Below are 22,650 nucleotides of genomic sequence, written 5' to 3' on the forward strand. Positions count from 1 at the left end.
CGACATCTCCCCCGCTGCGCGGGAGAGAGTCCCCCGTCCTTGCGAGGAGCCCAAAGGGCGACGAAGCAATCCAGGGGGACCGGGCGCCATCCTGGTCACAACGGAGGGACACGCGCGCCTTGCCCCTGGATTGCTTCGTCGCTGCGCTCCTCGCAAGGACGGAGAGAAGGCGGCCCAACCCCACCGCCGTCATCCCCGGCCGGAGCGGCGAAGCCGCGCAGGGGAAGGGGATCCAGGGGCCATCCGCGCGAAAGTCGACCAGGAGTCAGCCCACGAAGGCTTGGCCGCCTCCGACAACCAATCCGCCCAGCGCCCCTGCCCGCCAACCCCGCCCCATTGACGCGGGGGCGTTCCCTTGATTTGAACAGCCGCTTCCGCCGGAAGGCGTCACACGCGTGTGGCGCCGACGCGCGACAAGCTGGCTTTCCCTCAAGGAGCCCACAAGGAGGTTCGCAATCGTGACCACGCACCCCGTGCACGGCCGCATCAACGGCCCCATCGTGATGATCGGCTTCGGGTCGATCGGCCGCGGCACGCTGCCGCTCATTGAGCGCCATTTCGAGTTCGACAAGTCGAAGCTCACCGTGATCGACCCGGTCGACACGGATCGCGCGCTGCTGGACAAGCACGGGGTGACCTTCATCCACCAGGCGGTCACGAAGGACAACTACAAGCACCTGCTCGGCCCGCTGCTGCAGGCCGGCCCCGGCCAGGGCTTCTGCGTCAACCTCTCGGTGGACACCTCCTCGCTGGACATCATGGAGTTCTGCCGCGAGATCGGCGCGCTCTACATCGACACGGTGGTCGAGCCCTGGGCCGGCTTCTACTTCGACAAGAGCAAGGGCCCGGAGAGCCGCTCCAACTACGCGCTCCGGGAGACCCTCCTGGAGGCGCGTCGCCGCAATCCGGGCGGAACCACCGCCGTGTCCACCTGCGGCGCCAACCCCGGCATGGTCTCCTGGTTCGTGAAGCAGGCGCTGCTGAACCTCAAGGCCGACATCGGCGTGCCCGGCGACGAGCCGACCACCAAGGCCGGGTGGGCGAAGCTCGCCCAGACGCTCGGCGTCAAGGGCATCCACATCGCCGAGCGCGACACCCAGCGCGCCAAGCAGCCGAAGCCGCGCGAGGTGTTCGTCAACACCTGGTCGGTGGAGGGCTTCGTGTCCGAGGGCCTGCAGCCGGCCGAGCTCGGCTGGGGCACCCACGAGCAATGGATGCCGGAGAACGGCCGCACCCACCAGACGGGCTGCGGCGCCGCCATCTACCTGCTGCAACCGGGCGCCAACACCCGCGTCCGCTCCTGGACGCCGACCGCCCAGGCCCAGTACGGATTCCTGGTGACGCATAACGAGTCGATTTCGATCGCCGACTACCTCACGGTTCGCGACGAAAGCGGCAAGGCCATCTACCGCCCGACCTGCCACTACGCCTACCACCCCTGCGACGACGCCGTGCTGTCCCTGCACGAGATGTTCGGCCAGGAGGGCGTGCGCCAGCCGGAGTGGAAGATCCTCGACGAGAACGAGATCGTGGACGGCGTCGACGAACTCGGCGTCCTGCTCTACGGCCACGCCCGCAACGCCTACTGGTACGGCTCGCAGCTCTCCATCGAGGAGACCCGCATGATCGCCCCCTACCAGAACGCCACGGGCCTGCAGGTGTCCTCCGCCGTGCTCGCCGGCATGGTCTGGGCGCTCGAGAACCCGAACGCCGGCATCGTCGAGGCGGACGACATGGACTTCCGCCGCTGCCTCGAGGTGCAGATGCCCTACCTGGGCCCGGTGGTCGGCGCCTACACGGACTGGAACCCGCTCACGAACCGCCCCGGGCTCTTCCCGGAGGACATCGACACGTCGGATCCCTGGCAGTTCCGCAACGTGCTCGTGCGCTAGACGCGGATCCCGCGCGCTCGCCGCCGCCTGAACGGCGCGGCGGCGAGCCGCACCAGGCCATAGCCGCCCAGGAAGCCGAGGCCCGCGGCCACCGCGCCTTCGCCCGTGGTCGGCACGGCCGGCTCGAAGCTCTGGAAAGCCCCGCGCATCACCAAAGTGTCCGTGTCTTGGACCATCGCCCCGATGCGTCCGAAAGGGCCCGCAGCCCTCATCCGGTCCCGCTGCCGCTCCAAGGCTTGCAGCCGCGCCGCGGAGCTCTCGGCATCGACTCCGCGCCGCCGCGCCAAGTCGTCCGGATTGCCCCGGAGCCGCGCGATCGCCTCCGCCCGGCCGAGCTGGGAGGCCCGCGCGTCGGCGTCGAAGCGCTCCATGGCGGATTGCAGCTCGTCGATGGCGCCGCCCAGCCGCTGCCGGTACTGCTGCCCGAACTCCGGCACCTGGGACGCCGCGACCGCGCCCAGGAGCCCCGTCGCGAAAGCCAGCGTGCGCGACAGCATCAGCGACCCTCCCTCCGGAGCGAACGCCCCCTCAGGAGCATTGTTCCTGGACCGCCTTCTCCACCAGAGGCCGGGTCAGGGCGACGAGGCTGCCGGCGATCTTCACCGCCCGGGTCTTCTCGCCGGCCCGCATCACCAGGATCACGGTCTCGAGCCCCGGGCAGGCCGGGTCCGTGCAGGCGATCTCGTTCACTGTGATCTGGTCGTCCTCGCCCAACCCGAGCGCCCCGGCGGCCCACGCCTTGACGCGGGCCACGTCCTCGGGATCGGGCCGCGGGGCCCGGAACCGGTCGAGGATCTCGCGCAGCACGGGCTCAGGCCGGCAGCGTGAGCACGCCGGCGGCCCCGCCTTCCGTGCCGAACACGAGGTGCTTGCCGCGCTTGTCCCAGGCCAGCGCCGTCACCGCCCCGCGCTCCGGATCGGCCTTGCGGACAAGCAGCTCGGCGCCGTCGTTCAGGCGCACCAGCAGAATGAAGCCGTCTTCGTAGCCCACGGCCAGCACCAGCGCGCCCGGGTGGAACGCCACCCGAGACACCTTCGCAGGCCGGATGCCGCACTCGCGCGGCGGTTTGCCCATCGGGCCTTCCTTGGACGAGAACGGCCACACGATGGCGGCGTCAGCGCCGGATGTGGCCAACCAGTTCCCGTCATGGGACCAGGAGAACGAGCGCGTCTTCGACGGGTAGCCCGTCATCCGCATGTCCGCCTTCTCGGGCAGCCGCCATCCGTGCAGCGAATTCTCCTGCATGGAGGTGACCACGAAGCGGCCATCCGCCGACCAGGTCACGTCGAGGTGGGAGCCCTTCCACTCGAGCTTCTCGGGCTCGGCCTCCGTGTTGGGGAACCACAAGCTCACGCCGTTGTAGTGGCTCACCGCCACCCGGTAGCCCTTGGGCGCGAAGCACAGGCCCTGCGGGGTGCTGGGCGCCTGCCAGGTGCGGAGCCGGCCCTTGTCGTCCCGCGCCGTCACGATTTTGCCCGCCGCCCAGGCCAATGCGCCGCTGGGGCTGACCGCGAGGGCGTCGATCCATCGCCCCTTGGAGTTCCCGACCTCCTCTGTGGCTCCGTCCGCGGTCGTGCGGACCACGCGGCCGTCGTCGCCGCCGGTCACCAGCGCAGCGCCGTCCGAGGCGGCCGTCAGGATGCCGGCGTCCGGATGGGCCTCCACCTTGCGGGCGGCGCCCTCGCCCACGATGAGCAGCACCGAACCATCGGCCAGCGCGAGCGTCGGCGTCTGCTTCAGGAACGCGGCCGCGACCACATGCTCGCCGGCGGCGTGCTCGACGACGAACTGGGTCAGGCTGGTGATGGAGGGAGTGGGCGAAGACATGCGGTGGTCTTAACGCTCGCAAAGGCGGAGGAGAAGAGCGGACAGGAAGGCGAAATCGGGATTCGATGCTCCTCGCCGTCATCCCCGGGCTGCCCCGGGGATCAACGTCCTGACCACGCCGTGGATGGCCGGGACAATCCCGGCCACGACGGAAGGCGTCAGGCCGCGCAGGCCTGGGCGCCGGCGCGGATCATCTCGGCGTCGAGGTCGCGGCCGATGAAAACGAGGCGCGACTGCCGCTCTTCGCCCGGCTTCCAGTCGCGCTGGAGGTCGCCATCCAGGATCATGTGCACGCCCTGGAAGACGAAGCGCTTCGGCTCGTTCTTGAACGCCAGGATGCCCTTGGAGCGCAGGATCTTCGGGCCCTCGCGCTGCGTCAGGTCGTTGATCCACGGCATGAACTTCTCGGGATCCACCTCGCCGAGCTTGATGGACACCGACTGCATGTGCTCGTCGTGATAGTGCTTCAGCCCGCCATGGTCGTGAGCGCAGCCCGGCCCGCACCCGTGATCATGGTCGTGATCATGATCATGGTGGTGGTGATGCCCCTCCCCTTCCTCCAGGAAGGCGGGCTCGATCGCCAGGATTCGGTCCAGGTCGAAGGCGTTCCGGCCGAGCACCGCGTCGAGCGGCACGGCCGCGCGCTGGGTCCTGTGCAGGGTGGCGTAGGGATTGATGGCGCGGATGCGCGCCTCCACCTCGGCCAGCTCCTCCGGCGACACCAGGTCGGTCTTGTTCAGGATGATCACGTCCGCAAAGGCGATCTGGTTCTTGGCCTCCGGCGCGTCCTTGAGGCGTTCGGTGAGCCACTTGGCGTCCGCCACCGTCACCACCGCGTCGAGGCGCGCCTTGTCGGAGACGTCCTGGTCCACGAAGAAGGTCTGCGCCACCGGAGCCGGGTCGGCAAGGCCGGTGGTCTCCACGATGATGGCGTCGAACTTGCCGCGCCGCTTCATTAGGCCCTCGATGATGCGGATCAGGTCGCCGCGCACGGTGCAGCAGATGCAGCCGTTGTTCATCTCGAACACTTCCTCGTCGGCCCCCACCACGAGGTCGTTGTCGATGCCGATCTCGCCGAACTCGTTGACGATCACGGCGTATTTCTTGCCGTGCTGCTCGGTGAGGATGCGATTGAGAAGCGTCGTCTTGCCGGCGCCGAGATAGCCGGTGAGCACCGTGACGGGGATCTTGTCGGACATTGGGTCTGTCTCTCGCGAACGGATGGCCTGGACTCGGACGAGCGAAGGCGTGGGCGGCCGGCAGGTCAGCTCGAAAGGGCCGCGCTCAGCTCTCTTATATTGTTGCGCATCATGTCGATGTAAGTCCCCGCGGGGCCGCCCTGCTCCGAGAGCGCATCGGAATAGAGCTTGCCGCCGATCTTCGCCCCGGTCTCCTTGGCGATCCGCTGCATGAGCCGCGGATCGGAGATGTTCTCAAGGAACACGGCAGGGGTCTTCTCAGCCCGCACCTGCCTGATGATGCGGGCCACGTCGGCGGCGGACGCCTCGGCCTCGGTCGAAACGCCCTGGGGCGCCACGAATGCGATGCCGTAGGCCCGGCCGAAATACCCGAAGGCGTCGTGGGTGGTGATCACGCGCCGCCGCTCCGGAGGAATCCGCTCCACCGCGGCCCGCACCTCGCGATCGAGAGCGTCCAGTCGGGCCAGGTAACCGGACGCGCGCGCCTCGTAGGCCGCCCGCTCGTCCGGATCCGCCGAGATCAGGGCGTCCCGAATGGCGGCCACGTAAAGCTTGGCGTTGGCGATGTCCTGCCACGCGTGCGGGTCGGCCCCGCCGTGGTCATGGCCATGGGGCTGTTGCCCTTGCCTCTCTCCGGGCGCGATCGGCTTGACGTCGGCGGCCGCCGTGACGACGGCGGCCTTGGAGCCGGACGACCTGATGAGCCGGTCGATCCAGCCTTCCAGGCCCAAGCCGTTGATGACGATGACCTTCGCCGCGCCGAGCGTCTTCGCGTCCGCCGGGGTCGGCTGGTAGACATGCGCGTCGCCGTTCGGCCCCACCAGGGCCGTCACTTGCACCCGATCCCCGCCGACCTCCCGGACGAAGTCGGCCAGGATCGAGAAGGTCGCCACGACCGGCAGCTTCGGTCCCTGCGCGAAACCGGGAACCAGGCTCGCTGCGAACAGGAGTGCGACCAGAAAGGCGCGGCCTTTGGGCATGGCTTCTCCTAGGCCTCCAGGTGCCGCCGCGGCAGGAGGCGCGTCAGCCATCCCCGCTCCGTACCGAACAGCAGCGAGGCCGCATACGCCCCGCCAGCCGTCAGGATGATCGCCGGCCCGCTGGGCAGCCCGGCATGGTAGGACAGCAGCAGCCCCGCAACGCTGGAACCGATCCCAATCCCGGTTGCTATTCCGATCAGGGCTGTGAGGTCCTTGGCCCAGAAGCGCGCGGCGATGGCAGGCAACATCATGATCCCGACCGCCAGCAAGGTCCCGAGGGCGTGGAATCCGGCGACGAGGTTCAGCACCACGAGGCCCAGGAACGCCAGATGGGTGGGGCCGCCCATGCGGCTGACGGACCGGAGAAACCCAGGGTCCACGCTCTCCATCACCAAGGGCCGGAACAGCACGGCCAGCGCGAGCACGGTGACGGAGGAAATGCCGGCCAGGAGCAGCAGGGTGGCGTCGTCCAGAGCCAGCACGCTGCCGAAAAGGACGTGGAGCAGGTCGATGCTGGACCCGCGGACCGAGACGAGCGTCACCCCGAGAGCCAGCGAGAGCAGGTAGAAAGCCGCCAGCGAGGCGTCCTCCTCCAACGCCGTGGTGCGCGCTACCGCGCCGGCGAGAAGCGCTACAGCCAATCCAGCGGCCAGGCCCCCCACCGTCATCCATCCGAGCGACAGGCCTGTGAGCAGGTAAGCCGTGGCGGCGCCCGGCAGGATGGCGTGCGCCATGGCGTCCCCAACGAGGCTCATGCGGCGCAACATCAGGAACACTCCAAGAGGACCGGCGCCCAGCGACAAGGCGATGGAGCCGGCCAGCGCGCGGCGCATGAACTCGAATTCCGCAAAGGGACCGATCACGGCGTCGTAAGGGGACACGGTCGCTCCTGGGGGCGGGCCTTGTGGATCGGGGGCCGCAAGCGGTGCAGTGCGCCTAGGCGGCCCGGCGGCAATCGGCGGCGGCCGGGTCCGGCGCCTCGATCATGCGGCGCGCCTTCAGCAGGTTTTCGGGCGTCAGCACGTCCGCAGTAGGCCCCCAGGCGATCGCTTCGCGCGCCACCAGCAGAGTTTCGGGGAAGACGGCCTTCACGATCTCGAAGTCGTGCAGCACGGCCACCACGGTGCGCTCCTCCGCGTTCCACCGGCGTACCAAGTCCAGCAGGTCGGCGGCCGTCTTGGCGTCGATCGCGGTCAGCGGCTCGTCCAGCAGGATCACCTTCGCATCCTGCAGCAGCAAGCGGGCGAACAGCGCTCTCTGCATCTGCCCGCCGGAAAGCGCGCCGATCGGCCGATCCTCGAATCCGGTCAGTCCGACCGCCGCAATGGCGTGCTCGATGGCGTCGCGGTCCTTGCGCCCGACGCCGCCTAGCCACCCGGTACGCCGCCACAGGCCCATGGAGACGAGGTCGAGAACGCTGATGGGAAAGCGCCGGTCCACGTCGGCCGCCTGGGGCAGATAGGCGATCCGGGTCGCTCCACGGTCCAGCCCGACGGAGCCGGACAGCGGCTCGATAGCCCCCGCGATGCCCTTGAGCAGGGTGGATTTGCCGGCGCCGTTGGGGCCCACGACGGCAAGCAGCGCGCCGGGGCGCACCTCGCCTTGGAGGTGGTGCACCACTGGGCGCCGGTCGTAGCCGAGCGTGAGGTCGTTGAAGCGGATCGCAGCCATCAGCGCATCGCCCATCCGACGAGGGCCCAGATCGCCATCACCACGCCGGCGGCGCCGAAAAGCCTCTGCGCAGCCGACAGCCGCAAGAGGGAGAACGGCGCGCGTGCGGCGATGGCGTGGGAACGACTGTGAGCCACAGGGAGAAACTCCAGCGGGCCCGGAGGCCAGCCAGGAAGTGTTACAACATAACAGTCCCACCGCCAAGCGGAACGTTATGTTGTAACGTTTCGGTCGGTGCAGCGGCCGGCTCGATTCTTCACGCGGTCATCCCCGGCCGGAGCCAGGCAGGGTCGGAAGGGAAGGCCAGGGCAGCGCGCGCCGAGCCTGCCGGTTCGCGCGCTGGAACAAAAGCGGGCACAGATCCCCTGCATCCCCTTGGCGCTTCGCGCCGGATGACGGCGATCGTGGAGAGAGGCCCAGCCTCTCGCCTCAGAATGGGTGATACTGGTAGAGCCAGGTCTCGCTCAGCACCTCGTCCCCGTGCTTGAGGTAGAGGCGCATCTCCACCGGATCCTTGCCATCCACCGTGAAGTCGAACTGCGCGCGCCAATGGCCGGGCACCTCGTTCGGCACCGCCTCAGCGTAGATGTAGGAGAACTGGCCGCGCGAGGCGGACAGCACCGGCTCGGGCTTCACGCCGAAGGGCAGCTTGGCCAGTACGTCGCCCTTGAACTCCACCATGAACTTGCGAACGCCCTTGGGGCGCGGCTGCCCCGGCTGCCCGCCGTTCCCGAGCCGGGTGGCCATGCAGCGCGCCAGCGGCGACGGATAGGGCTCGTCCGCCAGCCAGTGGAGGCGGTACCTGTAGTCGTAGGTCTTACCCGCCGCGGTGGGGTCCTTGGGCACCCACATGGCCACGATATTGTCGTGGATCTCGTCGTCGGTCGGGATCTCGGTGAGCTGGATGGCGCCTTCGCCCCAGTCGCTGAGCGGCTCGACCCAGGCGGTCGGCCGGAGCTGGTACTTCACGCCGTCCTGGTAGTTGTTGAAGTCCCGGTCGCGCTGGCACAGGCCGAAACCGCGGGGCGTCTGGTCCACGAAGCTCGACACCATGATGCGGCTCGGGTTGTTGAGCGGGCGCCAGATGTGTTCGCCCTTGCCGTTCCACATCGCGAGGCCATCCGAGTCATGAACCTCGGGCCGCCAGTCGACCGCCGTCGCCTTCACGGTTTCGGAGAACCAGAACATGGAGGTCAGGGGCGCGAGCCCCATGCGCTCGATCGGCTTGCGCAGGTTGAGGCTCGCCTCGATGTCCATCACCACGCCCTTGCCCCGCCGCATGGCGAAGCGGTACGCGCCAGCTACGCTCGGGCTGTCCAGCAGCGCGTTGACGATCACGGGGTCCGCTTCGGTCAGCGCCGGCTCGAACCAGAAGGCCACGAAATCCGGGAACTCCTCCGGGTTGGCCGTGCCCGGCCCGATCGCGAGGCCGCGGGACGACAGGCCCACCTGGCCGAGTTCGCCCACCGCCCGGAAATAGGAGGCGCCCAGGAAGGTGGCCCAGGGCTCCGCCTTCTTCCAATCGGGCCGGTTGCGGCTCTCATGGACCCAGAACCCCGCGAACGCGGACGGCTCCGGCCCGAGCTTCTTGGCCACGTGGCCCGGCCCGCCCATGAACAGGTTTGGATTGTAGAGGATCTCGCGGGCCGCGCCCTTCTCGATGAGGTGCATCCGCACCGTCTTGGGGAAATAGCGCCCAACGTGCTGGAAGCTGATCGGGTAGACGCTGCCGCCCTCGCCCCAGAGCGCGTTCTCAAGCTTGTAGCGGAGCTTGCCGTGCGCGTCATAGTCGATCTGCTGCACGATCTCCGGGTTCGGCCGGGGCGGGCTCTCATAGGGCTTGCCGGCCAGCTCCCTGGCGTGGCGCTTCAGGCCCTCCCAGCTGAAGGGCTCGGCGGGGCCGAAGGTGAGGCCCTCCGCCTTCTCGGCCATGGCGGGACCGATCCCGAGGGCGGAGGCGGCTTGGAAGGCGGCGGCGAGTTGCAGGAAGGTGCGACGATCGAGGCTCATGGGGCAGCCATATTGGGCGGGACCGGGAGTTCCGCAACGGGCCGGCGCCGCTCAGGGCGAGGAAAGGCGGGAGGCTTCATCCTCCACGAAGATGGCCGAATCGGGCCGGCGGAGGCGGCGTCCGGCGGAAGCCGCCTCAAGGGTCCGGGATCATTCGGCCTTCCACGGGAAGGTCCAGGTCTCAGTCAGCGCCCGGCTCCCGGCGCGGAGGAACGCGCGCAGGTCGGCGGTCTGGCCCTTGTCCAGCTGGACGTCGATGCCGGCACGGAACCCGTCCGTCTTCGGGTTCGGGACCAGGAAGGTGCGCACGATGCGCCCGGCCGAAGTGGTCGGCACGATCTGCACCTTCTCCGGGTCGTTCAGGTAGTAGGCCAGGTCGCCGCCCGCGAAGTCGATGATGAAGCGGCGCGAGCCCGGGGCCGGCGGCTCCGGCGCGCCGAGCGCCCGTGCCGAGGTCTGCCACGTGTTAAAGGCGGCCCCGCCGGCGTGAAGCTTGAAGTCGTCCGTCACCGCGGTGATGCGGTAGCCCCAAGCGAGCGTCTGCCCCGGCTCGGGCGCCGCATTGGGTGTCCAGTAGGCCACGACGTTGTCGTTGGTCTCGTCCCCGGTCGGGATCTCGATGAGTTCGATCCGCCCCTCGCCCCAGGAGCCGCGCGGCTCCACCCAGTAGCTGGGCCGCGCCTCGTAGCCGAGGTCGATGTCCTGGTAGTGTTCGAAGGTGCGGTCCCGCTGCATCAGGCCGAACCCGCGCGGGTTCGTGTCCATGAAGGCCGAGAAGCTGATCTCCTTGGGGTTGCGCAGCGGCCTCCACAGCCACTCGCCCGAGCCCGTCTGCATCAGCAGGCCGTCCGAATCGTGCAGCTCCGGCCGGAAATCGTCGTTGAAGCGGCGGTCGTTCTCGCCGACGAAGAACATGGAGGTGAGCGGCGCGATTCCCATGCGCTCGATCCGCTTGCGCGGGAAGAGCTGCAGGGAGACGTCCACCACGGTCTCGTTCGCCGGATAGACGTAGAACTGGTAGGCGCCGGTCAGCGAGGGGCCGTCGAGCAGGGCGTAGATCACGGCCCGGTCTGCGTCCGGGCCGGGCTGCTCCACCCAGAACTCGCGGAAGAACGGAAACTCCTCGGTCTCCTTCGCGCCAACCCCGATCGCGAGCCCACGGGCCGAGAGACCGTAGCGCTGCCGCCGGCCCAGGAATCGGAAATAGCTCGCGCCCAGGAAGGAGATCAGCTCGTCCTGCACGCGTGGATCGTTGAGCGGATAGTGCAGCCGGAACCCGGCGAAGCCGAGGTTCACCGGGAGATTCCCGAGCTTGTTGCGGCCGTAGTCGAACAGTGACGCCGAATAGGGCACCGGGGCGCTGACCCCGTCCCGAATCACGTTCACCACCACCGGCCGGGTGAACAGGAAGCCCGGATGGAACATGTGCATGCGGTACTGCCCGCCATTGCCCCCCAGCAGCGCCTTGTCCGGCCGGAAGCGGATGTCCCGGTAGGCGTCGTAGTCCAGCTTGGCGAGCGCCTCGGGCAGCGCTGGCGGATTGGCGTCGAAAGGCGCGCCCGAAAGGTCCCGCGCCTTGCGGATCACGTCGTCGAAGCCGAATCGCGGCTGGTTCGGTTGCGCCTGGGCGCCTGGCGCGGTCTGGGCGAAGGAGGGCCTGGCCGCGAGCAGGGCGGCCGCAAGGCCTCCAAGCCGCTCGATGAAGTGGCGACGGGAAAGAGACATCGGAGTGGGACTCTGAGGACCGGAGAGGCGTGCGAAGCGAGGGCTCGACGAGGGCGGAGGAGCGCCTCATGGCCCGGGGGTTTGGCCATTCGTGGGCGCCGGTCGCGCCAGCCTCTCCGGCCAGCTCTCCGGCGTCGCCCTCCAGGTCGTCTTCCCTCCTCAATATCAGAGACTTAATCCCCCTGTCAGCAATTTGCGGAAAGCGCAAAAAAACTATTGAAGAGGGGGGCGAACGCCCCTATGTATCGCCTCGCCCAATTTCGCACGTGCCTGTGGCCGCGTGCTGGTCGGTGGGCATCCGGACAAGAGGCCGGACAGCCGCCCGGGACATGGATCGGGACCAAACGGGGTGGGAACCCCAGTTGGCGATGATCCCGGCAGAAATGCCGCGTTCCGAACCCTGACCAGCAGCCGGAGGCGAAACCGGCGTACCCCGCTCTCCCCGGGGGACGTGGCTTAAAGCAACGACGGAACGGGCTTTTTTGGTCTCGTCCGGCCCTCCAAAGGTCGGGTCACCGAAGAGGCTTGTCCTTCTTGCCAGGCGTGCGGATCGGGGTCTCCCCAATCCAATCCAAGGCAGCATCATCGGGTGTCCTCACCCGACGTCGGCGTCTCCACAGCGCCGCGTCGTGGGACCGTCATCCGGGGTTCTCACCTTTCGAGCGCCTGACCGGCGTTCGGCAGACCTTGGGGAGATCGTGCCATGACTGCACGCATCCGCGAGTTCCTTCGTACGCGCCGCGAAGACGGGCCCTGCATGGTGCTCGACCTCGACGTCGTGCGGGACAACTACAACGCCTTCGCGCGCGCCCTGCCGGACACCCGGGTGTTCTACGCCGTCAAGGCGAACCCGTCGCCCGAGGTGCTGCACCTGCTCGCCACGCTGGGCTCCTGCTTCGACACCGCTTCGGTCGCCGAGATCGAGATGGCGCTCGCGGCCGGCGCGACGGCGGACCGGATCTCCTTCGGCAACACGATCAAGAAGGAGCGTGACGTCGCGCGCGCCTATGCGCTCGGCATCCGCCTCTTCGCCGTCGACTGCCTCGCCGAGGTGGAGAAGATCGCGCGCGCCGCGCCCGGCTCCAAGGTGTTCTGCCGCATCCTCTGCGACGGCGCAGGCGCCGAGTGGCCCCTGTCGCGCAAGTTCGGCTGCGTGCCGGAGATGGCGGCCGACGTGCTCGAGCATGCGCACCGCAACGGGCTGGAGGCCTATGGGGTCTCCTTCCACGTCGGTTCGCAGCAGCGCAACACGGAGGCCTGGGACCAGGCGCTCGCCTCGTCCGCGGCCATCTTCCGCGAGTGCGCCGAGCGCGGCATCACGCTCTCGATGGTCAACCTCGGCGGCGGCTTCCCGACGAAGTACCTGAAGGAGGTTCCGGCGGTGGAGCGCTACGGCGACTCCATCTTCCAGGCCCTCTCGAAGCACTTCGGCAACCGCCTGCCCGAGACCATCATCGAGCCCGGTCGCGGCATGGTCGGCAACGCCGGCCTGATCGAGGCCGAGGTCGTGCTGATCTCGAAGAAGTCGGAAGACGACGACGTGCGCTGGGTCTACCTGGACATCGGCAAGTTCGGCGGTCTCGCCGAAACGATGGACGAGTCGATCCGCTACCCCATCCGGACCCGTCACGACGGGGACGAGATGACCCCGTGCGTGCTCGCCGGGCCGACCTGCGACTCGGCCGACGTGATGTACGAGAAGGAGCCGTACCCGCTCCCGGTGAGCCTCTCGATCGGCGACAAGGTGCTGATCGAAGGCGCGGGCGCTTATACGACCACCTACTCGGCCGTCGCGTTCAACGGCTTCCCTCCGCTCCGATCCTACGTGATCTGAGCCTGCCGCCGGCCTCGCGCCGGCGGCTCCGGCTGGCCTGAACACACCAGGCCTCGGCGCGCACGTTCCCGCGCCCGCGTCCCGGGTCCGAACATCGGGCCCGGCTTCCCCACGAACCTTCACTGGATTCGGATCCGTTCCGGCCGTGCGCCGGGCGGGGAAGGAGCACGGCCATGATTCACCTATCCGACGCGGCCCTCACGGGCCTGACCCTTCGCGCCGAGACGGCCGCCGACGTGGACGCCCGCGAGGCGCTGCTCGACGCCGCCTTCGGACCTGCGCGATTGCTAAAGACCTGCGAGCGCCTGCGCGAAGGACGCCTGCCCGCGCTCGCCCTGGTGGCAGTGCGCGAGGGCGCTCTCGTCGGGACGGTCCGCCTGTGGAACGTCAGCGCCGGCCCCGGTCGCCCCGCCCTGATGCTGGGCCCGCTCGCCGTCGACGCGAGTGCGCGATCGGAAGGCGTGGGCGGCAAGCTGATGCGCGCCTCCCTGTCGCTCGCGGCGGTGACTGGCCACGAGGCCGTTCTGCTGGTGGGCGATGCGCCCTACTATGAGCGCTTCGGCTTCTCGGCTGAGCTCACGTGGGGCCTGTGGATGCCCGGCCCGGTGGAGCGCGAGCGCTTCCTCGGTCTGGAACTCACGCCAGGCGCCCTGGCCGGCGCGCGCGGGCTGGTGAGTCCGACTGGGGCGCCTGCGCCCAAGGCGGACCTCAGCCAGCTCGTGGCCGCCGCCATGGCCCGCGAGGCCGCGCTGCGCGCGGCCGCGTGACGGCTTGCGTCCGAAGCGGCTTGCCGTGATTGTCCGGACTGCGGGCGACGTCGCCCGCAGTCCGGCGAGAGCGCCGTCATAGCCGGTTTCATGCCTTCTCCTCTCCTGCAGCTGTTCGACGTCGGGAAGGTCTTCGAGACCGGCGCCGCAGCCCTGTCGGGGCTGACGCTCGATGTGCGCGAAGGCGAGTTCCTGTCCCTCCTGGGCCCGTCGGGCTGCGGCAAGACCACCGCGCTGCGCATCATGGCGGGCCTGGAGCGCGCGACCGCGGGGCGGGTCGAAGGACGGACGATCGCCGCCGGCGAGGGCGGCCTCTCCTTCGTCTTCCAGGATCCCACCCTCATGCCGTGGGCGAGCGCGGCGGACAATGTCTGGCTGCCGCTGCGCATTACGGGCCTGTCCCGCAAGGCGGCTGCCGGCCGGATCTCCGAGGCTCTCCAACTCGTCGGCGTCTCCGACTTCGCCGACGCTCTGCCGAGCCAGCTCTCGGGCGGGATGCGCATGCGCGTATCCATCGCGCGCGCCTTGGTGACCCGCCCTCGCCTCCTGCTGATGGACGAGCCCTTCGCCGCCCTCGACGAGATCACCAGGTTCCGCCTCAACGACGACCTCTTGCGCCTCAAGCGCGAGATCGGCTGCACCATCGTGTTCGTGACGCATTCCGTCTACGAGAGCGTCTACCTTTCCACCCGCGTGGTGGTCATGACCCGTCGCCCCGGCCGTGTCCTGGCCGAGATCCCGGTTGATCTGCCCGCCGATCGCAACGACGGCACGCGCCGCGAGCCCGCCTATCTGGAGCTGTGCCAGCGGGCCTCGGAAGCCTTGGCCCGGGCCTGAAGCGTCTCGCGCCAGCGCAGGGGTGCCCCGCCCAACAAGGGGCATCAAACGATTAGAATTATCCCGTATGGTGCGTCAAAGAGCGTGATGCGTCCGACTGGGCGCGGGGAGAAACATGCACCAGCGGGTGGACCTGACGCGCGATGCGAACGCGCGGCGCGAGCGGCTGACCGGCATCCTGCTGATCTGCGGCGCCTTCCTGTGCTTCTCGCTCCTGGACTGCACCGCGAAGTGGCTGAACCACTCCATCCCGGCGATGCAAACCACCTGGGCGCGCTACATGTCCAACGTGGTCCTGGTGTTCGCCGTCCTGAACCCCTGGACGAAGCCTGGCGTGAGCCGCACGGTGCGACCAGGGCTGCAGGTCGTTCGATCTCTGCTGCTGTTCGGCTCGACGGCCGCCAACTTCTTCGCCCTGCAATACCTGCAGCTCGCCCAGACGATCTCCATCGCTTTCGCGACGCCCCTGCTGGTCGCCCTGTTGGCAGGGCCCATCCTGGGCGAGCGTGTAGGCGTGCACCGCTACCTGGCCATCGTGGTAGGGTTCATGGGCGTGCTCGTCGTCACCCGCCCCGGCTTCGGCATGCATCCCGCCATCCTGATGTGCATGCTGAGCGTCACCTGCTACGCCTTCTACAACATCGCGACACGGAAACTCGCGGCCTACGACCCTCCCCACACCACGCTCTTCTACTCGGGCCTGGGCGGAGTCGTGATCCTGACGCCGTTCCTGCCGCTTTTCTGGAGCGCGCCACCCAGCGCGCTCGTCTGGGTGGGCATGGTCATAACCGGCGTCCTGGGCGGCTTCGGCCACTTCCTGCTGATCCTGGCCCACCAACGCGCCCCGGCGGCGGTGCTGTCGCCCTTCATATACACCCAGCTGCTTTGGATGATTGGCCTGGGCTACTTCGTCTTCGGCGACGTGCCGGATCGGTACACCGTGGTCGGCTCGCTCATCGTTGTCGCGTCCGGCCTCTACCTGCTCTTACGCGAGCGCCGGCGCTAGACGCGCTCTTCTCCACCGTCGTCACGTCCTCGCACGGACGGAAACCGATCCCCGTCATGGACGGGCTCGTCCCGACCATCCGCGCCGTCAAGCAAGGCGTGGATCCCCGGGACAAGCCCGGGGATGACGGCCATCGAAGCGCCTGGCGATGACCTGAAGAACAGTCCTCAGGATGACGCCGCGTCGTCCTGGATTGCTCTGTCGCTATGCTCCTCGCGAAGACGGCGAGTGGATCAGGCGATCTTGCCGCCCAGCTCGTCCTCGATGTGCACGCGGATGATCTCGTCGAAGCTGGTCTCGGCCTTGAAGCCCAGCGCCAGGGCGCGGCTCGGGTCGAGGTCGCGCGCCCAGCCGGAGACGATCTTGATGATCGCCGGATCCGGCTCGCGCTTGATCCGCGCCACGACGGCGTCCCCCGCCACGCGCCGCAGGGCCTCGATCTGCTCGCCCACCGTGCAGGACAGGCCCGGCATGCTGAGGTTGCGACGGGGGCCGACCTTGTCGCCGTCGATCTCCGCCGCGTGGATCAGGAAGCCCACGGCCGAGCGCGGAGAGGCGTGCCAGTGGCGCACGTCCTCGGACACGGGCAGCACCGCCTCCTGGCCGGCCAGCGGCTCGCGGATGATGTTGGAGAAGAAGCCCGAGGCCGCCTTGTTGGGCTTGCCCGGCCTCACGCAGATGGTGGGCAGCCGGATGCCGACGCCGTCGAAGAAGCCCTTGCGCGTGTAGTCGGCCAGCAGCAGTTCGCCCACGGCCTTCTGGGTTCCGTAAGAGGTCAGCGGCGTGGTCGCGAACTCGTCATAGATCTTGTCCGGGAACGGCGCCCCGAACACCGCGATGGAGGAGGTGAACACCACCCGCGGCTTGTAGGCGCCGCCGCTCTGCATGTTGAGCTGGCGGATGGCCTCGAACAGGTTCCAGCTGCCCGTGAGATTGATGCGGTAGCCCTTGTCGAAGTCCTGCTCGGCCTCGCCGGACACGATCGCCGCGAGGTGGAAGATGAAGTCCGGCTTGCCGGCGACCAGCTTCTCCGCCTCGCCGGGCGCCGAGAAGTCGGACGCCAGCGTGGTGACCGCAAAAGGCGCGCCAGCCGGCGCCGTGGGCTCGATCACATCGTGCAGCGTGGCCTTGGTGATTTTCTTGCCCGCAAGCGCGCCGTCCTTGGCCAAGCGCTCCGTGAGCTTGCGGCCGACCATGCCGGCCGCGCCGATGATCAGGATGTGCATGGTTTCCTCCCCTGTTTCTTCTTGGTCCACCAGCATAGGCCGCCGTCATTGCGAGCCGAAGGCGAAGCAATCCAGCTTACCGTTGAGAGCTGGCCCAGCGCCTGGATTGCTGCCGTCGCTGCGCTCCTGGCCATGACGGCGAAAGGCCTTCAGAGCGCGAAGCCGCCGTCGACCAGGAAGATCTGGCCCGTGGTGTAGGCCGCCTCGTCGCCGGCGAGGTACACCGCCATCGCGGCGATCTCCTCGGGCTTGCCCAGCCGACCGATCGGCTGGCGGTCGATGAAGGCCTGCCGGACCTTCTCCACCGGCTGCTTGGTCTCCTGCGCCAGCGTCTCGATGCGCTGGTCGAGCGAAGGCGACTCGATGGTGCCCGGGCAGATCGCGTTAGCGCGGACGCCCTTGCGGATGAAGTCTGCCGCCACCGCCTTGGTGAGGCCGATCACGGCCGCCTTGGTGGTCCCGTACACGTAGCGGTTCGGGATGCCGCGCACCGAGCCCGCGCCCGACGCGATGTTCACGATGGCGCCGTTCCCCTTTTCCAGCATGCCGGGCAGGAAGGCCTTGATCATGCGGTGCATGGAGCGGACGTTGAGATCGAAGGAGAAATCCCAGGCCTTGTCGTCCGTTTCCAGCACGGTGCCGTGATGCACGTAGCCCGCGGCGTTGCACAGGATGTCGATGGGGCCGACCTTCTCGGCGAAGTTCGCGACCTGCTTGTCCGACAGGACGTCGAGCTTGCGCTTCTTGGCCTTGGCGATGCCCTCGAGCTTGCTCACGTCGAGGTCGGTCGCGTAGACGGTCGCCCCCTCGGCCACGTAGGCCTCCGCGATGGCGCGACCGATCCCCTGTCCGGCCGCGGTGACCACCGCGACCTTGCCCTGCAGCCTCTTGGCCATTCTTCGCTCCCTGTCAGCTCTCAGAAATCTGTTTTGATCATGTGCACGATCGCGCGGTCGGGCATCGTCTCGACGCTCTCGACCCGGTAGCCATGGCGGCTGTACCAGGCGACGTTGTGGGTGAGCTTCTGGCCCGTGTAGAGCCGCACGGCCGGTCGCCCGATTTGGCGCGCCCGGTCCTCGGCCGCAGCCAGGAGCCGGTTGCCGACCCCGCTCTTCTGGGCCGTCGGCGACACCGCGACGCTCCAGATCAGGAGATCGTCCGGCCGCAGCTCCAGGATGAGCGCTCCGGCGAGCCCGTCGGGCCCGTCTGCGAGCCAGACCTCCCAGTCCCGAAGCACCTGGGCGTAGTCCGCCTGCAGCGGGATGGGCTCGACGCCCAGTTTGACGCGGTTGCCCGCATAGGCGGCGTGCTGGAGGGCGACCAGGGCGTCGAGGTCGCCGCTCGTGGCGCGGCGCAGGCTCGCAAGGGCGCTCACGCCGGACCGCTCCGCAGTTTCGTCAACGCCTTCTTCTGCCGTCCCTCGGCGTCGAAGTTGGCCGGGTCGAGCCAGCGCTCGAAGGCCGCCTTGCGCGACGGCCATTCGCTGTCCAGCATGGAGTACCAGGCCGTGTCGCGGTTGCGGCCGCGCACGATCACGGCCTGCCGGAAAAGGCCCTCGAAGGTGAAACCCAGTCGGTCGGCTGCGCGCCGGGACGGCGCGTTCAGGGCGTTGCACTTCCACTCGTAGCGCCGATAGCCGAGGTCGTCGAAGACGTAGCGGGCCAGCAGGTACTGCGCCTCCGTCGCCCCCGGCGTGCGCTGCAGGCCGGCCCCATACATCACGTTGCCGACCTCGATCACGCGGTTCGCCGGGTCGATGCGCATCAGCGTCTCGTAGCCCAGCGCCCGCCCCGTCGCCTTGTCCACGATGGCGTAGAACAGCGGATCCTCGGACGCCGCCTTGCGCTCGAGATGGGCCTTGAAGGCCGCGTAGTCGGGAAAGGGCGCCTCGAACAGGTACTGCCAGATCGCATCCTTGGTCGGCCCGTGCGAGTCCTCCCACAGCGACGGCCCATGCGCGTCCGGGTCGAGCGGAACAAGGTCGACGAAGCGCCCCGGCAGCACGCGGCGCTCCGGCCGCGGCGCCGGGTGGTCGGATACCTCGGCTCCGATAGGAAGGCCGGAGATGGGATCGGGGACGGAGGCGGGTTCGAACATGGCGGAGTTCATCGCTCAGGCTCCCTGCGAAGGGAGAAGGTTCGGTGGGCGGCTGCCTGGGAATCCCGGGGCCGGCGACAGCACGCCCGAGTGGGCCTGTTCAGCCGGGCGCCCAGCAGCCCTCACCCCTGCCCCTCTCCCGCGGCGCGGGAGAGGGTGATCGCGGGCGTCAGTGGTTGTCGCGCGGCACGCCCTGCGTCTGGGCGACCTTCTGGTATTTGACCGCGGGCTTCAGCACCATGCCGGAACCGAGCTGGTCGACCATGCCGCGCTGAATCTCCTGCCAGGGCGTCTGGCTGCCCGGGTACTTGTAGCCGCCATGGGCCTGCAGGTCGGCGCGGCGCTGGTTCAGCTCCTCGTCCGAGATCAGGATGTCCGCCGTGCCCTTGCGCAGGTCGATGCGGACGCGGTCGCCCGTGCGCAGCAGCGCCAGGCCGCCGCCGGCGGCCGCCTCCGGCGAGGCGTTCAGGATGGAGGGCGAGCCCGAGGTGCCGGACTGACGTCCGTCCCCGATGCAGGGGAGCGCATGGACGCCCTTCTTGATGAGGGCCGCCGGTGGCTGCATATTCACCACCTCGGCCGCGCCCGGATACCCGATCGCGCCCGCGCCGCGCATGAACAGCATGCAGTTCTCGTCGATCTCGAGCGCCGGGTCCTCGATGCGGTGGTGATAGTCCTCCGGCCCGTCGAACACGATGGCCCGGCCCTCGAAGGCCTCGGGGTCGTTCGGGTTGGACAGGTACCGCTGGCGGAACTCCTCCGAGATCACGCTGGTCTTCATCACCGCGTTGTCGAACAGGTTGCCCTTCAACACCACGAAGCCGGCGTTGAGCTTCATCGGCTTGTCGATGGGGAAGATCACGTCCGTGTCTTCCACGACCGTGTTGCGGCAGTTCTCGCCGATGCTCTTGCCGTTCACCGTGAGAGCGTTCTCGCGGATGAGGCCCTTCTTCATCAGTTCGTTCACCACGGCCGGCACGCCGCCGGCCCGGTGGTACTCCTCGCCCAGGTACATGCCGGCCGGCTGCAGGTTCACCAGCAGCGGCACCTCGAGGCCGACCTTCTGCCAGTCGAACACGTCGAGTTCGACGCCGATGTGGCGCGCGATGGCGTTGATGTGAATCGGCGCATTGGTGGAGCCGCCGATGGCCGAGTTCACCACGATGGCGTTCTCGAACGCCTCGCGGGTCAGGATGTCGGAGGGCTTCAAGTCCTCCCACACCATCTCGACGATGCGGCGGCCGGTCTCATACGAGATCTGCCCGCGCTCGCGGTAGGGCGCCGGAATCGCGGCGCAGCCGGGTAGGCTCATGCCGAGCGCCTCGGCCAGCGAATTCATGGTCGAGGCCGTGCCCATGGTGTTGCAGTGGCCGACCGACGGAGCGGACGAGGCCACGATGTCCATGAACTCGTTGTAGTCGATCTCGCCCGTGGCGAGCCGCTCGCGCGACTCCCACACGATGGTGCCCGAGCCGGTGCGCTTGCCCTTCCACCAGCCGTTCAGCATCGGCCCGCCGGAGAGCACGATCGCCGGGATGTTCACCGTGGCGGCCGCCATGATGCAGGCCGGGGTGGTCTTGTCGCAGCCCGTGGTCAGCACGACGCCGTCGAGAGGGTATCCGTACAGGATCTCGACCAAGCCCAGATAGGCCAGGTTGCGGTCGAGCGAGGCCGTCGGCCGCTTGCCGGTCTCCTGGATCGGGTGCACCGGGAACTCGAAGCAGACGCCGCCCGCCGCCGTGATGCCCTCGCGAATGCGCTTGGCGAGGTCGAGGTGGTGGCGGTTGCACGGCGAAAGGTCGGAGCCGGTCTGGGCGATGCCGATGATCGGCTTGCCCGACATCAGCTCTTCGCGGGTGAGGCCGAAGTTCAGGTAGCGCTCCAGGTAGAGCGCCGTCATGCCGGGGTTGTCGGGATTGTCGAACCAGAGCTGCGAACGCAGCTTGCGCTTGCCGGTCTCCAGCGCCGCGTCATGTGGAACGTGATCGGTGTGGACGGACTGGTCGTGCCGCTCCGGCCCGCGCCCTCCCCCGTGCGGCTCAGCCGCGATTCCGCCCGTGCCGTTCCCCTTGCCGCCCTGATCGCCGGCCATCGCGTCTTCTCCCGTCGCATCCTGGCTTGACCGACGCCAGACGCCGATCGAACCGATTTGATTTCGCGGCAGCATGGTCCCAAACGCCGGCGGAAATCAACGCCCGATCCATGCAACGGGCGCGGAGGCGCCCCTTGTCGGCAGTTGCGCTCGCTTAGCGCCTGGGGCATGCACGCGGGGTCGCAGCTCGAATGACGGCGCACGGGGGAGAGAACGTCGATGACCCTTCACATCACCGAGGCCTTCGGCCGCATCGGGGAAGAGAACGCCTTCGCGGTGCTGGCCCGCGCCACGGACCTCGCCGCCCAGGGCCGCGACATCATCAACCTCGGCATCGGCCAACCGGACTTCCGCACGCCTGACCACATCGTCGAGGCCGCCATCAAGGCGCTGCGCGACGGCCACCACGGCTACACGCCTGCGACGGGGATCAAGCCCCTCCGGGAGGCGGTGGCCGCCGACCTGCAAAAGCGCTTCGACGTAACCGTAGACCCCGACCTCGTGCTGATCGTGCCGGGCGGCAAGGTCACCATGTTCATGGCCATCTTGATGTTCGGCGAGCCCGGCGCCGAGATCCTCTATCCGGACCCCGGCTTCCCGATCTACCGCTCGATGATCGAGTTCACGGGCGCCAAGCCCGTGCCGGTGCCCATCCGCGAGGAGAACGGCTTCGCCTTCTCGGCCGAGGAGACCCTGTCCCTCATCACCCCGAAGACCCGGCTCCTCGTCCTGAACTCGCCCGCCAACCCGACCGGGGGCGTGACCCCGAAGGCCGAGATCGACAAGCTCGTGGCGGGCCTCGCCCGCTTCCCCGACGTGGCGATCATGTCGGACGAGATCTATGGGCAGATGACCTATGACGGGCTGGCACACCAGACGCTTCTCGCCTACCCGGAGATCCGCGACCGTCTGATCCTGCTCGACGGCTGGTCCAAGACCTACGCCATGACCGGTTGGCGCATGGGATACTCGGTCTGGCCGAAGCCGCTCTACGACGCAGCGCGCAAGCTCGCCGTGAACTCCTATTCCTGCGTCAACGCCTCCGCGCAGTATGCGGGGCTCGCCGCCCTCACCGGCCCGCAGGACGCGGTGCGCGCCATGGTGGCCGAGTTCGACCGCCGCCGTCGCGTGGTGGTGGAGGGACTGAACGCTCTCCCGGGCGTCTCGGCCGTGACGCCGAAGGGCGCCTTCTACGCCTTCCCCAACATCAAGAAGACCGGCTGGAGGGCCAAGGCGCTCGCCTCCGCCCTGCTGGAGACGGCGGGCGTGGCCACCATCGGCGGCCCGGATTTCGGCGTGTTCGGCGAGGGCTACATCCGCCTCAGCTACGCGAATTCCACCGAGAACATCCAGCGCGCCCTTGCGCGCATGGCCGAATTCCTGGAACAGAACAAGCCAGCCTGAGGCTTCGCCTTAGGCTTGGAGCCGATCTTCAGCCGTCTTGACCGGGCTTGTCCTGCCCATCCACGCCACCCCCCAGCGCGTG

General features: G+C 68.6%; 21 protein-coding genes. 6 read left to right on the plus strand and 15 right to left on the minus strand.

All coding sequences use genetic code 11. From position 1 onward, the window contains the following. The first annotated feature begins 503 nt into the window (after positions 1–503). Positions 504–1,892, plus strand: coding sequence for a homospermidine synthase (locus tag SLNSH_RS18690; RefSeq protein WP_106338797.1), 1,389 nt, complete (start codon positions 504–506; stop codon positions 1,890–1,892). Here SLNSH_RS18690 and SLNSH_RS18695 read toward each other — a convergent pair. From SLNSH_RS18695 to SLNSH_RS18735, 10 genes are all read right to left on the minus strand, one after another. Then, positions 1,889–2,389: a DUF2937 family protein gene (locus SLNSH_RS18695; RefSeq protein ID WP_106338684.1), complete on the minus strand. Its 501-nt coding sequence runs from the start codon at positions 2,387–2,389 to the stop codon at positions 1,889–1,891. The genes SLNSH_RS18690 and SLNSH_RS18695 overlap by 4 nt on opposite strands. 31 nt (positions 2,390–2,420) lie before the next feature. After that, positions 2,421–2,699, minus strand: a complete 279-nt coding sequence (locus SLNSH_RS18700; protein WP_425353020.1) for a hypothetical protein — start codon at positions 2,697–2,699, stop codon at positions 2,421–2,423. Between the two features lie 4 nt (positions 2,700–2,703). Continuing rightward, positions 2,704–3,720: a WD40 repeat domain-containing protein gene (locus SLNSH_RS18705; RefSeq protein WP_106338686.1), complete on the minus strand. Its 1,017-nt coding sequence runs from the start codon at positions 3,718–3,720 to the stop codon at positions 2,704–2,706. 158 nt (positions 3,721–3,878) lie between these two features. Further along, on the minus strand, positions 3,879–4,919 hold the full coding sequence (locus SLNSH_RS18710; protein ID WP_106338688.1) for a CobW family GTP-binding protein: 1,041 nt from the start codon (positions 4,917–4,919) through the stop codon (positions 3,879–3,881). Positions 4,920–4,984: 65 nt separating this feature from the next. Continuing rightward, a complete protein-coding gene (locus tag SLNSH_RS18715; RefSeq protein ID WP_106338690.1) occupies positions 4,985–5,899 on the minus strand; it encodes a metal ABC transporter substrate-binding protein in 915 nt (304 codons plus the stop codon). Positions 5,900–5,907: 8 nt separating this feature from the next. Further along, positions 5,908–6,732, minus strand: coding sequence for a metal ABC transporter permease (locus tag SLNSH_RS18720; protein WP_106338802.1), 825 nt, complete (start codon positions 6,730–6,732; stop codon positions 5,908–5,910). A 103-nt stretch (positions 6,733–6,835) separates the two neighbouring features. Continuing rightward, positions 6,836–7,570, minus strand: coding sequence for a zinc ABC transporter ATP-binding protein AztA (aztA, locus tag SLNSH_RS18725; protein ID WP_245422405.1), 735 nt, complete (start codon positions 7,568–7,570; stop codon positions 6,836–6,838). Next, a complete protein-coding gene (locus SLNSH_RS24965; RefSeq protein ID WP_158266822.1) occupies positions 7,570–7,707 on the minus strand; it encodes a hypothetical protein in 138 nt (45 codons plus the stop codon). Before SLNSH_RS24965 ends, aztA begins: the two co-directional genes overlap by 1 nt. A gap of 292 nt (positions 7,708–7,999) precedes the next feature. After that, positions 8,000–9,580: an OpgD/OpgG family glucan biosynthesis protein gene (locus SLNSH_RS18730; RefSeq protein ID WP_106338695.1), complete on the minus strand. Its 1,581-nt coding sequence runs from the start codon at positions 9,578–9,580 to the stop codon at positions 8,000–8,002. A 150-nt stretch (positions 9,581–9,730) separates the two neighbouring features. Continuing rightward, positions 9,731–11,305, minus strand: coding sequence for an OpgD/OpgG family glucan biosynthesis protein (locus SLNSH_RS18735; protein WP_106338697.1), 1,575 nt, complete (start codon positions 11,303–11,305; stop codon positions 9,731–9,733). Between the two features lie 703 nt (positions 11,306–12,008). Here SLNSH_RS18735 and SLNSH_RS18740 point away from each other — a divergent pair. The 4 genes from SLNSH_RS18740 (at position 12,009) to SLNSH_RS18755 (ending at position 15,749) form a co-directional block, all read left to right on the plus strand. After that, positions 12,009–13,139 (plus strand): type III PLP-dependent enzyme, encoded by a 1,131-nt coding sequence (locus tag SLNSH_RS18740; RefSeq protein ID WP_106338699.1) that lies wholly within the window; start codon positions 12,009–12,011, stop codon positions 13,137–13,139. 173 nt (positions 13,140–13,312) lie between these two features. Continuing rightward, positions 13,313–13,906, plus strand: coding sequence for a GNAT family N-acetyltransferase (locus tag SLNSH_RS18745; protein WP_106338701.1), 594 nt, complete (start codon positions 13,313–13,315; stop codon positions 13,904–13,906). 90 nt (positions 13,907–13,996) lie between these two features. Further along, positions 13,997–14,743, plus strand: a complete 747-nt coding sequence (locus tag SLNSH_RS18750) for an ABC transporter ATP-binding protein (RefSeq protein WP_106338703.1) — start codon at positions 13,997–13,999, stop codon at positions 14,741–14,743. 115 nt (positions 14,744–14,858) lie between these two features. After that, the gene (locus SLNSH_RS18755; RefSeq protein WP_106338705.1) at positions 14,859–15,749 is read left to right on the plus strand and encodes a DMT family transporter; all 891 of its coding nucleotides are present in this window, start codon (positions 14,859–14,861) and stop codon (positions 15,747–15,749) included. A 233-nt stretch (positions 15,750–15,982) separates the two neighbouring features. On the opposite strand, the gene denD is transcribed toward SLNSH_RS18755, so the two are convergent. The 5 genes from denD to SLNSH_RS18775 form a co-directional block, all read right to left on the minus strand. Then, positions 15,983–16,975, minus strand: coding sequence for a D-erythronate dehydrogenase (gene denD, locus SLNSH_RS18760; protein WP_106338804.1), 993 nt, complete (start codon positions 16,973–16,975; stop codon positions 15,983–15,985). Positions 16,976–17,124: 149 nt separating this feature from the next. Further along, the gene (locus SLNSH_RS18765) at positions 17,125–17,871 is read right to left on the minus strand and encodes an SDR family oxidoreductase (RefSeq protein WP_106338707.1); all 747 of its coding nucleotides are present in this window, start codon (positions 17,869–17,871) and stop codon (positions 17,125–17,127) included. Between the two features lie 20 nt (positions 17,872–17,891). Next, on the minus strand, positions 17,892–18,350 hold the full coding sequence (locus tag SLNSH_RS25170) for a GNAT family N-acetyltransferase (protein ID WP_196240284.1): 459 nt from the start codon (positions 18,348–18,350) through the stop codon (positions 17,892–17,894). After that, positions 18,347–19,084 carry a GNAT family N-acetyltransferase gene (locus SLNSH_RS25175; protein ID WP_245422406.1) on the minus strand — a complete coding sequence of 246 codons (738 nt, stop codon included), beginning with the start codon at positions 19,082–19,084 and terminating at the stop codon, positions 18,347–18,349. Before SLNSH_RS25175 ends, SLNSH_RS25170 begins: the two co-directional genes overlap by 4 nt. A gap of 157 nt (positions 19,085–19,241) precedes the next feature. Continuing rightward, positions 19,242–21,164 carry an IlvD/Edd family dehydratase gene (locus tag SLNSH_RS18775; protein WP_106338709.1) on the minus strand — a complete coding sequence of 641 codons (1,923 nt, stop codon included), beginning with the start codon at positions 21,162–21,164 and terminating at the stop codon, positions 19,242–19,244. A 219-nt stretch (positions 21,165–21,383) separates the two neighbouring features. On the opposite strand from SLNSH_RS18775, the gene SLNSH_RS18780 reads away from it, so the two are divergent. Continuing rightward, positions 21,384–22,568, plus strand: coding sequence for a pyridoxal phosphate-dependent aminotransferase (locus SLNSH_RS18780; protein ID WP_106338711.1), 1,185 nt, complete (start codon positions 21,384–21,386; stop codon positions 22,566–22,568). Positions 22,569–22,650: the final 82 nt, after the last annotated feature.

Source organism: Alsobacter soli, assembly GCF_003004785.1.
In the GTDB taxonomy this organism is placed as follows: domain Bacteria; phylum Pseudomonadota; class Alphaproteobacteria; order Rhizobiales; family Beijerinckiaceae; genus Alsobacter; species Alsobacter soli.

Bases quoted from the DNA above. Each gene is read 5' to 3' on its own strand.
- SLNSH_RS18735 (WP_106338697.1), bottom strand. From the start codon at position 11,305: ATGTCTCTTTCCCGTCGCCACTTCATCGAGCGGCTTGGAGGCCTTGCG.
- SLNSH_RS18705 (WP_106338686.1), bottom strand. From the start codon at position 3,720: ATGTCTTCGCCCACTCCCTCCATCACCAGCCTGACCCAGTTCGTCGTC.
- SLNSH_RS18765 (WP_106338707.1), bottom strand. From the start codon at position 17,871: ATGGCCAAGAGGCTGCAGGGCAAGGTCGCGGTGGTCACCGCGGCCGGA.
- SLNSH_RS18780 (WP_106338711.1), top strand. From the start codon at position 21,384: ATGACCCTTCACATCACCGAGGCCTTCGGCCGCATCGGGGAAGAGAAC.
- SLNSH_RS18720 (WP_106338802.1), bottom strand. From the start codon at position 6,732: ATGCGCCGCGCGCTGGCCGGCTCCATCGCCTTGTCGCTGGGCGCCGGT.
- SLNSH_RS18745 (WP_106338701.1), top strand. From the start codon at position 13,313: ATGATTCACCTATCCGACGCGGCCCTCACGGGCCTGACCCTTCGCGCC.
- aztA (WP_245422405.1), bottom strand. From the start codon at position 7,570: ATGGCTGCGATCCGCTTCAACGACCTCACGCTCGGCTACGACCGGCGC.
- SLNSH_RS18740 (WP_106338699.1), top strand. From the start codon at position 12,009: ATGACTGCACGCATCCGCGAGTTCCTTCGTACGCGCCGCGAAGACGGG.
- SLNSH_RS18775 (WP_106338709.1), bottom strand. From the start codon at position 21,164: ATGGCCGGCGATCAGGGCGGCAAGGGGAACGGCACGGGCGGAATCGCG.
- SLNSH_RS18695 (WP_106338684.1), bottom strand. From the start codon at position 2,389: ATGCTGTCGCGCACGCTGGCTTTCGCGACGGGGCTCCTGGGCGCGGTC.
- SLNSH_RS18755 (WP_106338705.1), top strand. From the start codon at position 14,859: ATGCACCAGCGGGTGGACCTGACGCGCGATGCGAACGCGCGGCGCGAG.
- SLNSH_RS18710 (WP_106338688.1), bottom strand. From the start codon at position 4,919: ATGTCCGACAAGATCCCCGTCACGGTGCTCACCGGCTATCTCGGCGCC.
- denD (WP_106338804.1), bottom strand. From the start codon at position 16,975: ATGCACATCCTGATCATCGGCGCGGCCGGCATGGTCGGCCGCAAGCTC.
- SLNSH_RS18715 (WP_106338690.1), bottom strand. From the start codon at position 5,899: ATGCCCAAAGGCCGCGCCTTTCTGGTCGCACTCCTGTTCGCAGCGAGC.
- SLNSH_RS18730 (WP_106338695.1), bottom strand. From the start codon at position 9,580: ATGAGCCTCGATCGTCGCACCTTCCTGCAACTCGCCGCCGCCTTCCAA.
- SLNSH_RS25175 (WP_245422406.1), bottom strand. From the start codon at position 19,084: ATGAACTCCGCCATGTTCGAACCCGCCTCCGTCCCCGATCCCATCTCC.
- SLNSH_RS18750 (WP_106338703.1), top strand. From the start codon at position 13,997: ATGCCTTCTCCTCTCCTGCAGCTGTTCGACGTCGGGAAGGTCTTCGAG.
- SLNSH_RS18690 (WP_106338797.1), top strand. From the start codon at position 504: ATGATCGGCTTCGGGTCGATCGGCCGCGGCACGCTGCCGCTCATTGAG.